Raw genomic sequence first — 13,848 nt, 5'->3', positions numbered from 1 at the left:
GCCCGGCTCCGGCGGCGGCGGCCGCTCGTAAAGCAAGCGATGATGGCGGGCGCGCGACAAGCGCGCCCGTTTTTGAAGCACAGCGCCCCGCGTCAAGGGGCGAGGTCTGAGCCGATGGACTTTGCCAACACCCCCAGCTTTTTCCGCTCCGGGCCGCCGCCCGGCGCGCGCTTGGCCATGGCCGTGGCCGCCTCGGTGGCGCTCCTGGTCGGCGACAGCTATTTCGGCCTGATGGAACAGGCGCGCGAAGCCACCTCGCTGGCGCTGTACCCGGTGCAGCGCGCGGTGAACATGCCGGCGCAGGCGATGCGCCACGTCAGCGATTTTCTCAGCTCCCAAACTGAACTGAAGCAGGAAAACACCGCCTTGCGCGTGCGCCAGCTGGAAATGTCGGCGCAGCTGTCGCGGCTGCAAACCCTGCAGCGCGAGCTGGACGAAGTGCGCAAGCTCAACGGCATCAAGTCCAGCTACCACCAGCAGGCGCAGATGGCGGAAACCCTGTACACCGGCCGCGATCCGTTTTCCTACAAAATCATCATCGACAAGGGCAGCGACGCCAATCTGAAAGCCGGCCAGCCGGTGGTGGACGCCAGCGGCCTCTTGGGCCAGGTCACCCGGGTGCAGCCGCTGACCGCGGAAGTGACCCTGGTCATAGACAAGAACCAGATGGTACCCGTGATGGTGGCCCGCACCGGCCAACGCGCCATCCTGTACGGCTACGGCGGCGGCGTGGAAATCCGCTACCTGCCGCAAAGCGCGGACATCAAGGACGGCGACCACATCGTCACGTCCGGCGTGGACGGCGTTTATCCGGCCGGCATCCCCGTGGCCCGCGTAACCCGGGTGGAGCGCAACCAGGGCGCCACCTTCGCCCGCATCGCCACCGCGCCCTTGGCCGGCGTGCAGCAAACCCGCTACATGCTGGTGCTGGGCGACAAGCAGGCGCCGCCGCGTCCGCCGGAACCGGCCCCCATCGTCAAAAAGAGCAGGGGCGGCAAGAAAGCCGCCGCCGAGGAGTAAGCCCCGATGACGTTCGAGCGCCCCAAGGAACTGCTCAAACCGGTGAAGCGCCGCTTCATCCTGTTCACCTTCATCTTCGCCGTCCTGATCGAACTGATCCCGCTGCCGCACGGCAGCACGCGCTGGCTGCCGGATTTCATCGGCATGCTGATCCTGTACTGGGTGATCAACCAGCCGCGCCGGGTCAATATCGGCACCGCCTTCTTGCTGGGCCTGGTGGCCGACATCTCCACCGCGGGATTGTTCGGCCAGCACGCGCTGGCCTATTCGATCACCGCCTATCTGGCCTTGGCGCGCCAGCGCCAGGTGGTGATGTTCAACCTGGGCCAGCAGACGCTGGTGGTGCTGGGCCTGCTGCTGACCAACCAGCTGATCATGGTGGTGGTGCGCATGCTCACCGGCTCCGCCTTCGTCGGCTGGGGCTATTTCCTGCCGCCCTTGATCGGCGCCCTGCTCTGGCCGCTGCTGACCAAGCTGATGCTGATGCCCTACCGCCATAACGCGGTCTAGCGCCGCGGACCGTCCATGCCTCAACCCACCCGCTTCAAGAACCCGCAGGCCGAAGACAGCCAGTTCCAGCTGCGCCTGATCGTCGCTTACGCGCTGATCGTGCTGATGTTCCTGGTGCTGCTCACGCGCTTCATCTGGCTGCAAGTGCTGCAGCACGAACACTTTTCCACGCTGGCCCAGAACAACCGCATCTCGCTGGTGCCCATCCTGCCCAACCGCGGCCTGATCCTGGACCGCAACGGCGTGGTGCTGGCGCAAAACTACTCCGCCTACACGCTGGAGCTGACGCCCAGCAAGATCGCGGACCTGGCCGCCACCGAGGCCGAACTGCGCAAGCTGGTGGACATCACCCCGCGCGACGAGCGCCAGTTCAAGCGCCTGCTGATCGAGAGCAAGAACTTCGAATCCATCCCGCTGAAAACCAAGCTCAGCGAGGAAGAGGCCGCGCGCGTCGCCGCCCAGTCCTGGCGCTTTCCCGGCGTGGAGGTCAAGGCGCGGCTGTTCCGCGACTATCCGTTCAAGGAAATGACCAGCCATGTGCTCGGCTATATCGGCCGCATCAACCAGCGCGATAAGGAAAGGCTGGAAGAAGAAGAGAAAACCGCCAATTACAAGGGCTCCAACTACATAGGCAAGACCGGCCTGGAGGCGGTGTACGAGGACGATCTGCACGGCAAGGTCGGCTTCGAGGAAGTGGAAACCGACTCCGGCGGCCGCGCGGTGCGCTCGCTGCGACGCACGCCGCCGGTCAACGGCAACACCTTGAAGCTGGCGCTGGACATCCGCTTGCAGGAAATGGCGGACAAACTGTTCGGCAGCCGCCGCGGCGCGCTGGTGGCGATAGAACCGTCCACCGGCGGCGTGCTCGCCTTCCTGTCCAAGCCGGGCTTCGACCCCAATCTCTTCATCGACGGCATCGACACCCAGACCTGGACCAATCTGAACAGCGACTGGCAGAAGCCGATGATCAACCGCGCTCTGCGCGGCACCTACCCGCCCGGCTCCACCTTCAAGCCCTTCATGGCGATGGCGGCATTGGAAAACCACGCCATCGGCATGCGCGACATCCGCCCGGCGCCCGGCTACTTCACCCTGCCCGGCTCCAGCCACCAGTTCCGCGACAGCAAGAAGGCCGGCAACGGCATGATCAATCTGCAGCGCGCGATCGAAGTCTCCAGCGACACCTTCTTCTACAAGCTGGCCTGGGACATGGGCATAGACAAGATCCACCCGGCGCTGGCGCAATTCGGTCTGGGCAGCAAGAGCGGCATTGATCTGGATGGCGAATCCATAGGCGTGCTGCCGTCCAAGGAGTGGAAGGCCCGCCGCTTTTCCCGCTACAAGGAAGAGTTCCGCCGCTGGTATCCGGCCGACGTGGTCAGCATCGGCATCGGACAGGGCTTCAACGCCTATACGCCGCTGCAAATGGCCAACGCCACCGCCATCATGGCCAACGACGGCCAGGTGTTCAAACCGCACCTGGTCCAGCAAGTGGTGGACACCCGCAGCGGCAAAGCGCGCATCATTGAACCGATGCCCACCCGCCAGATCCCGTTCAAACCGGAAAACTTCGAATACGTGAAGCGCGGCATGGAAGGCGTGATGACGCGCGGCACCGGCGCGCGGCTGGGCGTGGGCCTGCAATATTCCATGGCCGGCAAGACCGGCACCGCCCAGGTGGTGCAGATCAAACAGGGCGCTAAGTACAACGCCTCCGCGCTGGCCGAGCAATACCGCGACCACAGTTGGTTCATCGCCTTCGCCCCGGTGGACAAGCCTCGCATCGCCGTGGCGGTGATCGTGGAGAACGCCGGCTTCGGCGCCGCCGCCGCCGCGCCTATCGTGCGCGCGCTGTTCGATTACTACTTGCTGGGCAAAGTGCCGAAAGACATCGAAGGCACGCTGAAGACCATGCCCACCGACACCGCCAACGACAATGCAGACCTCTCTAATTAAACGCGTCTGGGAACAGGTCAAAGAGCCGCTGGACGGCTGGCTGATGCTGTTCCTGGGCATGATCTTCGTGGTCAGCATGGTGCTGCTGTACTCGGCCAACAACCAGTCCTTCGACAAGATAGACAATAAGCTGATCTACACCAGCCTGTCGCTGATCATCATGTGGATCATCGCCCGCATGCGGCCGCAAAGCATCATGAACTTCGCGCCGCCCATCTACGGCCTGGGCGTGCTCTTGCTGCTGGCCGTCCACTTCAAGGGCGTCACCGTCAACGGCTCCACCCGCTGGCTGGAGCTGGGCATTACCCGCATCCAGCCGTCCGAGATCATGAAGATCGCGCTGCCGATGATGCTGGCCTGGTTCTTCCAGAAATACGAGCTGTCGATGCGCTGGTGGCACTATCTGGTGGCCGCCTTGCTGATGGCCGTGCCCAGCGCGCTGGTGCTGAAGCAGCCGGACCTGGGCACCACCCTGCTGATCGCCGCCGCCGGCCTCTTCGTGCTGTTCTTCGCCGGCCTGCCGTGGAAAGTGATCTTCGCCGGCATCGGCCTGGGCGCGGCCAGCCTGCCCATCGTCTGGAACCTGCTGCACGACTACCAGCGCCGCCGGGTGCTGACCATGATAGACCCCACCACCGACCCGCTGGGCGACGGCTACCACATCATCCAGTCCATGATCGCCATCGGCTCCGGCGGCCCCTGGGGCAAGGGCTGGCTCAACGGCACCCAGACCCACCTCGATTACATCCCGGAACGCACCACCGACTTCATCTTCGCCGTGTATTCAGAGGAATTCGGCCTGGCCGGCAATGTGCTGCTGCTGACGCTCTACCTGCTGGTGCTCAGCCGCGCGATGATGATCACCGCCAGCGCGCAAACGCTGTACGGCCGGCTGATGGCCGGCTCCATCACCCTGTCCTTCTTCGTCTACGCCTTCGTCAATATGGGCATGGTGTCCGGCATCCTGCCGGTGGTGGGCGTGCCGCTGCCCTTCATGTCCTACGGCGGCACCGCCACCGTCACCCTGTTCGTCGGCATGGGCATGCTGATGAGCATCAGCAATCTAAAACGCTGAGAGCCTGTTTACGATCTGCTGCGCTTCGGCGATACGGCGTTGGAAATGACCTCAGAATGCTCATGTACCGTATGTACATTCCGCTTCTTCGGTCATTTCCGCCTTGTCTCGCTCTTGCTCGCGAGATCGTAAACAGGCTCTAAGTTCCATGGCGGGAACCAATGCCCCGCCGCGGCGGCCTACCCCTGTTTGCCCCAGACTTACGTCATGCCCGGAAGGTTTCCGACTTGACGAAGGCAAGCAAAATCGCAAGCCTATAGCATTCCGGCGCCATCGCACGCCGCCATCCCGCATTCATGCCAGAGGAAACGCCACCGCATGCGCATCAAAACCCTGAGCCTGCTGCTCGCCCTGTCCCTGGGCCACACCCTGCCGGCCATCGCCGCCGAACCCGCCGCCGCCAGCCAAAGCCAGCTGCAAGCCTACACCAGCGTGGAAGGCGTCACCGAATACCGGCTGCCCAACGGCCTGCGCGTCCTGCTGGCGCCGGACGCCTCCAAGCCCACCACCACCGTCAACATCACCTATCTGGTGGGCAGCCGCCACGAAAGCTACGGCGAAACCGGCATGGCCCACTTGCTGGAGCACATGCTGTTCAAGGGCACGCCCAGCAGCGGCAATCTGATGCAGGAGCTGGGCAAGCGCGGCATGCAGTTCAACGGCACCACCTTCCTGGACCGCACCAACTACTACGAAACCTTCCCCGCCAGCGACGCCAATCTGCGCTGGGCGCTGGAGATGGAAGCGGACCGCATGGTCAACAGCAAGATCGCCAGGAGCGATCTGGACACCGAGTTCTCGGTGGTGCGCAATGAAATGGAGATGGGGGAGAACAATCCCCGCCGCGTGCTGTGGAAGCAGATGACCGCGGTCAGTTACGACTGGCACAACTACGGCCACAACACCATAGGCGCGCGCTCGGACGTGGAAAAGGTCCGCATCGACAATCTGCAGGCCTTCTACCGCAAGTACTACCAGCCGGACAACGCGGTGCTGATGATCAGCGGCAAGTTCGACCCGGCGGCGACGCTGGCCGTCGTCCAGCAGGCCTTCGGCAAGATCGCCAAGCCGCAGCGCCAGCTGACGCCGACCTGGACCGAAGAACCGCAGCGCGACGGCGCGCGCGAGCTGACCGTGGAGCGAGTCGGCGACACCCAGCTGGCCGCGGTGCTCTATCCGATCTCCGCCGGCAGCCACCCGGACGCGGCCGCCGTCCTCGCGCTGGCCGACATCCTGGCCAGCACGCCCAACGGCCGGCTGTACCAGGCGCTGGTGGGCGGCAAGAAAGCCGTAGGCGTCGAGGCCTGGCCCTTTGCGCTGGCCGAACCCGGCTACATCATTTTCTGGGCGGAGTTGAACAAGGGACAGAAGCTGGCCGACGCGCGCCAGGCCCTGCTCGCCGCCATCGAAGGCTTCAAGAGCAAGCCGGTGACCGAGGCCGAACTCAAGCGCGCCAAGGCCAGCCTGCTCAATGAGATCGACAAGACCTTGAACGATCCGCAGCAGTTGGCGGTGGAAATGTCCGAAGCCATCGCCAAGGGCGACTGGCGATTGTTCTTCCTGACCCGCGACCGCATCGAGGCGCTGAGCGTCAAGGACGTGGAACGGGCGGCCGAGAACTACTTCAAGCCGTCCAACCGCACCTACGGCCAGTTCGTGCCCACCGCCAAACCGGAACGCAGCGTGATCCCGGCCACGCCGGACGTGGCCAAGCTGGTGGACGGCTACAAGGGCCGCGCCGCGATCAGCCAGGGCGAAGCCTTCGACCCCAGCCCGGCCAATATCGACGCCCGCACCGAGAAAACCACGCTCGCCAACGGCGCCAAGCTGGCCTTGCTGGCCAAGAAGACCCGCGGCGAAACCGTCAACGGCAGCTTCAGCCTCGCCTTCGGCGACGAGAAAAGCCTGTTCGGCCGCGGCGCCGTTCCCGGCCTCGCCGCCGACATGCTGGAGCGCGGCAGCGGCAAACTCAGCCGCGCCGAAATCAGCAATCGCCTGGACCAATTGAAAGCCAAGCTCAGCATCTCCGGCTCCGGCCAAGAAGTCAGCGTGGACTTTGAAACCACCCGCACGCATCTGCCGGCCTTGCTGGACCTGATCGCCGGCCTGCTCAAGCAGCCCAGCTTCCCGGAACGGGAGTTCGAACTGCTGCGCAAGGAGGAACTGACCGCCATCGACGCCCAGCGCAACGAGCCGCAGGCCATGGCCACCCAGGCCGTGGGCCAGGCGCTCAATATCTATCGCAAGGGCGATCTGCGCTACCGTCCGACGCTGGACGAGGCCGCCGCCGAATTGAAAGCCGCCAAGCTGGACGATCTGAAGCGCTTCCACCGCCAGTTCTACGGCGCCAACCACGCCCGCTTCGCCCTGGTCGGCGACTTCGACGCCAAGGCGGCGCAAAGCCAGCTGCAAAAGCTGTTCGGCGGCTGGAACAGCCCCGTGGCGTACAGCCGCGCGCCCAGCCAGCTGCCGCCGGCCAAACCGGGCCAGCGGCAACTGCTGGCCAAGGACAAGGCCAACGCCTTCTACCTGGCCACCGCGCCGCTGGCGATGCGTGACAGCGACGCGGACTACCCGGCGATGCTGGTCGCCAACAAGATTCTGGGCGGCGGCGTCAAATCGCGGCTATTGGACCGCCTGCGTCAGAAGGACGGCATCAGCTACTACGCCGGCAGCCAGTTCAAGGCCGGCAGCTTCGAGCCGGTGGCCAGCCTGAGCCTGGTGGCCATTTACGCGCCGCAGAATCTGGACAAGCTGAAACAGGGGGTGACCGAGGAATTGGCCCACTTCATCCGCGACGGCGTCAACGCCACCGAGCTGGCCGACGCCCAAAAAGCGCTGCAGCAGGAAAGGGAGATCGCCCGCGCCCAGGACGGCGCGCTGAGCGGCGCTCTGGACGGCCAGTTGCAGATCGGCCGCGGCATGGACTTCAACGCCAAGGTGGACGCCGCCATCGCCGCGCTGACGGTGGAGCAAGTCAACGCCGCGCTGCGCAAGCATATAGACCCGGCCCAGTTGTTCCAGGTCTACGCCGGCGACTTCAAAACCCCCTGATCCGGCCTTGCGCCGACCCGCCTCAGCCGTTCGGGGGCGGGTCGGCGTCTCGCGCTGGCGGTTCCGCCTCGCCCGCGGCGGCGTCCGCCGCCGGCAGGTCCGGCAAGGGCCGGCCGTCCCTGCCGAACAGGCGCAACTGACGCGGCAGGTCATGCTCGTCCGCCAGCTTAACGCCGACGCCGACCAGACGCACCGGCCGCCGCCCGCGCTCGAATCCCACTCGCAGCAGTTCCCCGAAACGCGCCGACGACAGTTGTCCGCCGGCGTGTTCCACCGTGGTCTGGTTGAAATCGTCGAACTTGAGCTTGACCGACAAGCCCTTGAACGCGGGATTGCCGCTGCGCGCGATGCGCGCGCTCAAGCGGTCTATCAGCTCCGGCAGCTTGGACAGACAGGCAGCGACGTCGGGCAGGTCCACCGCGTAGGTCTCCTCAACGCTGATCGATTTGCGGCTGCGGTCGGTGGACACCGGCCGCGGATCCACGCCGCGCGCCAGCTCGTGGAGGCGCTCGCCGAAACGGCCGAAATGGCGCAGCAGATCGGCCAGCTCCCAGGCCAGCATATCGCCGCAGCGCCGAATGCCCAGCTCGTTCAGCCGCTGTGCGGTGACCCGGCCCACGCCATGTATCTTCTCCACCGGCAGCGCGGCGACGAAGCCGGCCACGTCTTGAGGCCGGATCAGGAATTGCCCGTCCGGCTTGTTCCAGTCGCTGGCCACCTTGGCCAGGAATTTGTTGGGCGCGATGCCGGCCGAGGCGGTGATGCCCACCTCCTCGCGGATCTGGCGGCGTATCGCCTCCGCCATCCGCGTGGCGCTGCCCTGCTCATGCGGCTGACCCGTCACATCCAGATAGGCCTCGTCCAGCGACAAGGGCTCGATCAAGGGCGTGTAGCGCTCGTAGATGCGCATGATCTTCTGGCTGGCTTCGCGGTAGCGCGCCATATCGGGCGGCAGAATCAGCAGATCGGGGCACAGGCGCAGCGCGCGCGCCGACGACATCGCCGAGCGCACGCCGTAGCGGCGCGCGATGTAATTGCAGGTGGCGATCACGCCGCGGCTTTCCGGCCGCCCGCCCACCGCCAGCGGCAAAGGCCGCAAGGCGGGATCGTCGCGCATCTCGATGGCGGCGTAGAAACAATCGCAATCGACGTGGATGATTTTGCGCAGCGGCTCGCTCATGGCGACGGCCGGGTCAGGAAACGGCGCCGTCGCTATGGCCCAGCGAACGCTGCGGCGCCACCCGGTCGCGCACCCGCTGCTTCAGCAGCTTGATGTCGGGGAAACCGCCGTCGGCCTTGCGGTCCCACAGCAGCTCGCCGTCCAGTTCGACGCGGAACACGCCGCCGCTGCCGGGCTGCAAGGCCACTTCCGCCAATTCCTTCTCGAAGGTGGTCAGTAGCTCCTGCGCCATCCAGGCGGCGCGCAGCAGCCAGCGGCAGCCGGTGCAGTATTCAATGCTCAGGCGCGGAGATTTGGCGGGGGGGATAGAGGGTGTCATGCGGGAAAACGCGGTCGGCAAGAAGATGGCTGACAGCATACATCATGGGAGGGGAAAGGAACTGCCGGCGTCCCTGGATTTTGTTGTGTGCGGGCGCAAGCGCTCGCTCCTCCATCGTTTCTCTCTTTGTGCAGACTTGGCGTTTTGACCTTGTTCAGGGCGCCGGCAGTGGCAATGACGTCTTGTTCTCAACACATTCCCGAGGCCAAGTCTGCCCAGTCGCCGGCGCGGGGTAAAGCATTTACTCCAGCCCGCGCCGATTGCTGCACTGCACGATGTAACTTCGGCGCAACGTTACCGGTAGCATCGCGCCTTGCCGTTCAATGCGCGTGCTCGGCCGGCGCGGCGGCGGCCACGCCGTCTTCCACCACCACTTCCACGGTCACGCTGCCCGCTTTCTCGAATCGCAATGTCAGCGGAAAGCGGTCGCCCACGCGCAGCGGCTGCTTCAGGCCCATCAGCATCACGTGATAGCTGCCGGGTGCGAACTTGACTTCCTGGCCTGCGGCCACGGCCACGCCACCGGCCACTTCGCGCATGCGCATCACGCCCTTGTCGTTGATGTGGGTGTGCAGTTCGGCCTTGTCCGCGCGCGGCGTGCTGGCGGACAACAGTTTGTCCGCGGCCTTGCCGCGATTGCTCAGCGACAGGTAAACGCCGCCGGTGGGGCTGCTTTCCGGCATCGCCCGGCTCCATGGATGGCCGATCTTCATATCGCCCAGCTTGAATTCGTGCGCCATCGCGCCGGCGCTCAGCAGGCACAGGCCCAACAGGGCGCTCAATGTCTTTTGCATAATGGATTCCTCGGGTTTTCCGCACTCTAGCACAGCCGCCGCAGGCAGCTGTGCGGCATAATGCCACAGCCAATGTCATGCCGCGCGCGCTTCGCGCCGCCGGCCGCAGAATTTCCCTTGTCACTTGCCCGCGGCCTCAGGCAGACTGCGTCCATTCCATGTAATGTTCGCTTCATCAGCGTAGTGCCATGCTCAAGACGTTGTCGCTCCAATTCCTGTTCGGCGGGCTGCTCAGCCTGATCACCATCACCAACCCGCTATCCAAGATTCCGCTGTTCATCACCCTGACCCGCGAGATGAGCGACTCTGCGCGCGACAATCAGGCGCGCCGCGCCTGCGTGTTCGCAGCCGCCATCATGGTGGTCAGCCTGCTGGCCGGCAACGTGATCATGTCCGCCTTCGGCATTTCCTACGGCGCGCTGCGCATTTCCGGCGGCTTCGTCGTCGCCGTGCTCGGCTACCGCATGCTGTTCCTGTCTCAGGATCCGGGCAACGCGCCCAAGACCGGCGAACGCGAGGACTACGCCTTCTTCCCGCTGGCCATGCCCGGCATCAGCGGCCCCGGCACCATCGCCGTGGTCATCGGCATTTCCACCGAGATCGCCGAACTGACCACGCTGCCGGCCAAGGCGCTGGCCTTCGCGATGACCTTCGCCGCCATCGGCGGCACCTGCTTCGGCATGTGGCTGACGCTGAAATCCTCGCAGCTGATCGCCCAGCGTCTGGGCCGCGGCGGCCGCGAAGTGATGACGCGGCTGATGGGCTTTTTGCTGATCTGCATCGGCGTGCAGTTCGTCGGTTCCGGCATCCGCACCTTCATGGCCGGCTCCTGAGGCCGGCCGCGACGCCCCGCCATGTCCCGCCCGGCGTCCGATCGTTCCGATTTCTTCCGCGCCGACGACATCGGCGCCTTGGAATGCCTGGACGCCAGCTATGCCCAGCGGGTGTTTCCGCCGCATTTTCATGAAGAATACGTGGTCAACGCGCTGACCCTGGGCGCGCAGTCCTACCGCCACCGCGGCGGCACCCACCGCGCCGGCGTCGGCGCGCTGGTGCTGATCAATCCCGGCGAAGTGCATACCGGCGAAACCGCCGACGCGCGCGGCTGGGCCTATCGCGGCTTCTATCCGTCCGCGGACTTCCTCCAAAAGCTGGCCGCCGACATCAGCGGCGACGCCCACGCCCGGCCTTATTTTCGCGACACCGTGGTGCTGGACGCGCCGCTGGCCGCCGGCATGGACCAGCTGCATCGCCTGCTGCGCGACAGCCGGGACCGGCTGCTGCGCGAATCTGCGTTGCAGCGCATGTTCGGCGCGGTGCTGCAACGCCATATGCAGGTGCGCGGCCAGACGCAGGCGGCCGCCCCGCGCGCGGTGGAGCTGGCGCGGCAGATGCTGGCCGACGCCGTCAGCGACAATCTGTCGCTGCAGACGCTGGCGGAAGCGGCCCAGCTCTCGCCCTGGCAGCTGTGCCGCCAGTTTCGCCAGCACTTCGGCCTGCCGCCGGTGGCTTGGCGCAATCAGCTGCGCGTCAATCGCGCGCGCCAATTGCTGGCGCAGGGACAAACGCCCGGCGCGGTGGCGCTCAGCCTGGGTTTCGCCGACCAGGCCCATCTGACCCGCGCCTTCCGCCACACCGTGGGCCTGGCGCCGGCGGCCTATCAACGCGCGCTGGGCCTGCGCCGCTGAGAACCTGTTCAAAGTCTGCTGCGCTTCAGCGATACGGCGTTAAAAACAAGCTCAAAATGCTCATGTACCACCTGTACATTCCGCTTTTTCGCTCGTTTTCGCCTTGTCTCGCCCTTGCTCGCGAGACTTTGAACAGGCCCTGAGAAGCAGCTCAAAGCCACGCGGCCATCCCCCGCAAAATCGTTCAAGACGGCGGCCGGTTTCGGCGGCATGATGAATCCATCTCATTGCCGCAAGGATACGCCCCGATGACCCGCCCCACCCCCGCCGCCTGGGCCTTGCAAGGCGCGCGCGACAGCCTGCCCATGCTGATAGGCGCCGCGCCCTTCGGCGTGATTTTCGGCACCTTGGCCATCGCCGCCGGGCTCAGCCCGCTGAGCACCCAAGCCATGTCCTTGCTGGTGTTCGCCGGCTCCTCGCAATTCATCGCCGTCAGCCTGGTGGCCGCCGGCGCCGCGCTGCCGGTGATCTGGCTGACCACTTTCGTGGTCAATCTGCGTCACGCGCTGTACAGCGCCACCCTGCTGCCCTATGCGCGGCAATGGCCGCTGGCCTGGCGCTGGCCGCTGGCGTTCTGGCTCACCGACGAAACCTTCGCCGTGGTCGAACACCGTTTCCGCACCCAGGCCGCGGCCGGCGGCCAGTGGTATTGGCTGGGCTCCTCGCTGGCGATGTACGGCAATTGGCAGGCGTGGACGCTGGCCGGCGTGCTGCTGGGGCGCTCGGTGCCGGGGCTGGCGCAGCTGGGCCTGGACTTCGCCATGGTGGCCACTTTCGCCGCCATCGTCGCGCCGCAATTGAAAAAACGGCCCACGCTGGCGGCCGCGGCGGTGGCCGGCCTGACCGCGCTGCTGGCGCGCGGCCTGCCCTACAAGCTGGACCTGATGCTGGCGGCGCTGCTCGGCGTCGGCTCCGGACTCTTGCTGGAAGGCAAGCGAAAGGAGGCGGCATGAACCATTGGTGGATGATTTTCGGCATGCTGGCGGCCACCTTGCTGATCCGCGCCAGCTTTCTGGTGTTCGGCCAGCGGCTGGCCTTCCCGGACTGGCTGAACCGCGCGCTGCACTATGTGCCGGCGGCGGTGCTGTCGGCGCTGGTGGCGCCAATGGCGCTGGCCCCGGCCGGGCGCATTGATCTGTCGCTGGGCAACGCCTATCTGATCGGCACTCTGGTCGCCATCGCGGTGGCGTGGAAGAACGGCAAGACCCTGCTCGCCATTGTGGTCAGCTTTATCGTCTATGGCTTGCTGCGCTGGCTCTAAGAATCTGTTTACGATCTGCTGCGCTTCGGCGAGATGGACGGAACGGGCTTAAGAGCCGCTCGCAACGCCTCGCGGAGAAGCCGAGCCAAGGCGCGCCGGCGCAGGCCGTACAAGGGGTGCGGCCAGGAGGCGCAAGCAGGATCAGGAGTTTGCTTGGCGGGTCTAAGCCGCCAACAGACCCAGCGCCGCCAGGCCCGCTTTTTCCTCTTCGCGCAAGGTCAGGATGCGGCAGCCGTCGGCGGTGACCAGGAGGGTGTGCTCGAACTGAGCCGACAGGCTGCGGTCCCGCGTCACCACCGTCCAGCCGTCCGGCAACACCTTCACGTCCTTGCCGCCCTGATTGATCATCGGCTCGATGGTGAAGGTCATGCCGGCCTCCAGCTTGAGCCCTTGGCCGGGCCGGCCGTAATGCAGCACTTGCGGCTCCTCGTGCATGGCGGCGCCGATGCCGTGGCCGCAATACTCGCGCACCACGCTATAGCCCTGCGCCTCGGCGTGCTGCTGGATTGCGTGGCCGATGTCGCCCAGCGTCGCGCCCGGGCGGACCTTGGCGATGGCCAGATACAGGCAGCGCTGGGTGACGTCCACCAGGCGCTGGGCGTACGGGCTGATCTCGCCGACGGCGAAGGTCTTGCTGCTGTCGCCGTAATAGCCGTCCTTCAGCACCGTGACGTCGACGTTGACGATGTCGCCGCGCTTCAGACGCTGCCGCTCGGACGGCCAGCCGTGGCACACCACCTGATTGACCGAGGTGTTGACGCTGAACGGGAAGCCGTACTGCCCCTTGCTGCCCGGCCGCGCGCCCAATCGCTCGACGATGTAACGCTCGCAAAAGGCGTCGATCTCCAGCGTGCTGACCCCGGGCCGGATCTTCTCCTCCACCGCCTGCAGCACTTGCGCGGTCAGGGCGCCGGCCAAGATCATGCCCTGGATGTCGGACTCGGTTTTAATCATGGCGCCCCCCTTTCTTGCCCATGCCAACGGCAAAGCG

The 13,848-nt window shown here is 65.7% G+C and carries 13 protein-coding genes; 9 read left to right on the top strand and 4 right to left on the bottom strand.

From position 1 onward, the window contains the following. The first annotated feature begins 114 nt into the window (after positions 1 to 114). From mreC to AB1Z25_RS00535, 5 genes are all read left to right on the top strand, one after another. On the top strand, positions 115 to 1,020 hold the full coding sequence (gene mreC, locus AB1Z25_RS00555; protein ID WP_107797809.1) for a rod shape-determining protein MreC: 906 nt from the start codon (positions 115 to 117) through the stop codon (positions 1,018 to 1,020). Positions 1,021 to 1,026: 6 nt separating this feature from the next. Beyond that, the gene (gene mreD, locus AB1Z25_RS00550; protein WP_107797808.1) at positions 1,027 to 1,530 is read left to right on the top strand and encodes a rod shape-determining protein MreD; all 504 of its coding nucleotides are present in this window, start codon (positions 1,027 to 1,029) and stop codon (positions 1,528 to 1,530) included. 15 nt (positions 1,531 to 1,545) lie between these two features. Then, positions 1,546 to 3,486 carry a penicillin-binding protein 2 gene (gene mrdA / locus AB1Z25_RS00545; RefSeq protein ID WP_107797807.1) on the top strand — a complete coding sequence of 647 codons (1,941 nt, stop codon included), beginning with the start codon at positions 1,546 to 1,548 and terminating at the stop codon, positions 3,484 to 3,486. Beyond that, the gene (gene rodA / locus AB1Z25_RS00540; protein ID WP_107797806.1) at positions 3,467 to 4,561 is read left to right on the top strand and encodes a rod shape-determining protein RodA; all 1,095 of its coding nucleotides are present in this window, start codon (positions 3,467 to 3,469) and stop codon (positions 4,559 to 4,561) included. Before mrdA ends, rodA begins: the two co-directional genes overlap by 20 nt. 318 nt (positions 4,562 to 4,879) lie before the next feature. Continuing rightward, complete coding sequence (locus tag AB1Z25_RS00535) at positions 4,880 to 7,615, top strand: M16 family metallopeptidase (RefSeq protein ID WP_486636381.1); 2,736 nt, start codon at positions 4,880 to 4,882, stop codon at positions 7,613 to 7,615. Between the two features lie 22 nt (positions 7,616 to 7,637). Here AB1Z25_RS00535 and dinB read toward each other — a convergent pair whose 3' ends face one another. The 3 genes from dinB to AB1Z25_RS00520 all read right to left on the bottom strand — a co-directional run bounded on the left by dinB (position 7,638) and on the right by AB1Z25_RS00520 (position 9,908). Then, complete coding sequence (dinB, locus tag AB1Z25_RS00530; RefSeq protein WP_107797804.1) at positions 7,638 to 8,795, bottom strand: DNA polymerase IV; 1,158 nt, start codon at positions 8,793 to 8,795, stop codon at positions 7,638 to 7,640. A gap of 13 nt (positions 8,796 to 8,808) precedes the next feature. Then, positions 8,809 to 9,114 carry an Rdx family protein gene (locus AB1Z25_RS00525; RefSeq protein WP_107801578.1) on the bottom strand — a complete coding sequence of 102 codons (306 nt, stop codon included), beginning with the start codon at positions 9,112 to 9,114 and terminating at the stop codon, positions 8,809 to 8,811. Positions 9,115 to 9,434: 320 nt separating this feature from the next. Next, positions 9,435 to 9,908: a copper chaperone PCu(A)C gene (locus tag AB1Z25_RS00520; protein ID WP_107797803.1), complete on the bottom strand. Its 474-nt coding sequence runs from the start codon at positions 9,906 to 9,908 to the stop codon at positions 9,435 to 9,437. 188 nt (positions 9,909 to 10,096) lie between these two features. Between AB1Z25_RS00520 and AB1Z25_RS00515 the strand changes: the two genes are divergently transcribed. The 4 genes from AB1Z25_RS00515 (at position 10,097) to AB1Z25_RS00500 (ending at position 12,857) form a co-directional block, all read left to right on the top strand. Then, positions 10,097 to 10,741, top strand: coding sequence for a MarC family NAAT transporter (locus AB1Z25_RS00515; protein WP_048408368.1), 645 nt, complete (start codon positions 10,097 to 10,099; stop codon positions 10,739 to 10,741). Positions 10,742 to 10,762: 21 nt separating this feature from the next. Continuing rightward, entirely contained in the window at positions 10,763 to 11,596 is an 834-nt protein-coding gene (locus AB1Z25_RS00510; protein WP_107797802.1) for an AraC family transcriptional regulator, read from the top strand. 248 nt (positions 11,597 to 11,844) lie between these two features. Beyond that, on the top strand, positions 11,845 to 12,549 hold the full coding sequence (locus AB1Z25_RS00505) for an AzlC family ABC transporter permease (protein WP_486636380.1): 705 nt from the start codon (positions 11,845 to 11,847) through the stop codon (positions 12,547 to 12,549). Further along, positions 12,546 to 12,857 carry an AzlD domain-containing protein gene (locus AB1Z25_RS00500; protein ID WP_486636379.1) on the top strand — a complete coding sequence of 104 codons (312 nt, stop codon included), beginning with the start codon at positions 12,546 to 12,548 and terminating at the stop codon, positions 12,855 to 12,857. Before AB1Z25_RS00505 ends, AB1Z25_RS00500 begins: the two co-directional genes overlap by 4 nt. Before the next feature lie 162 nt (positions 12,858 to 13,019). Here the strand turns inward: AB1Z25_RS00500 and map are convergent, their stop codons facing one another. Further along, the gene (gene map, locus AB1Z25_RS00495; RefSeq protein WP_107797799.1) at positions 13,020 to 13,811 is read right to left on the bottom strand and encodes a type I methionyl aminopeptidase; all 792 of its coding nucleotides are present in this window, start codon (positions 13,809 to 13,811) and stop codon (positions 13,020 to 13,022) included. Positions 13,812 to 13,848: the final 37 nt, after the last annotated feature.

The organism is Chromobacterium sp. HL1 (assembly GCF_057418835.1).
The sequence above is the reverse complement of the archived record's forward strand: the minus strand, read 5'-3'. Positions and strand labels throughout refer to the sequence as shown.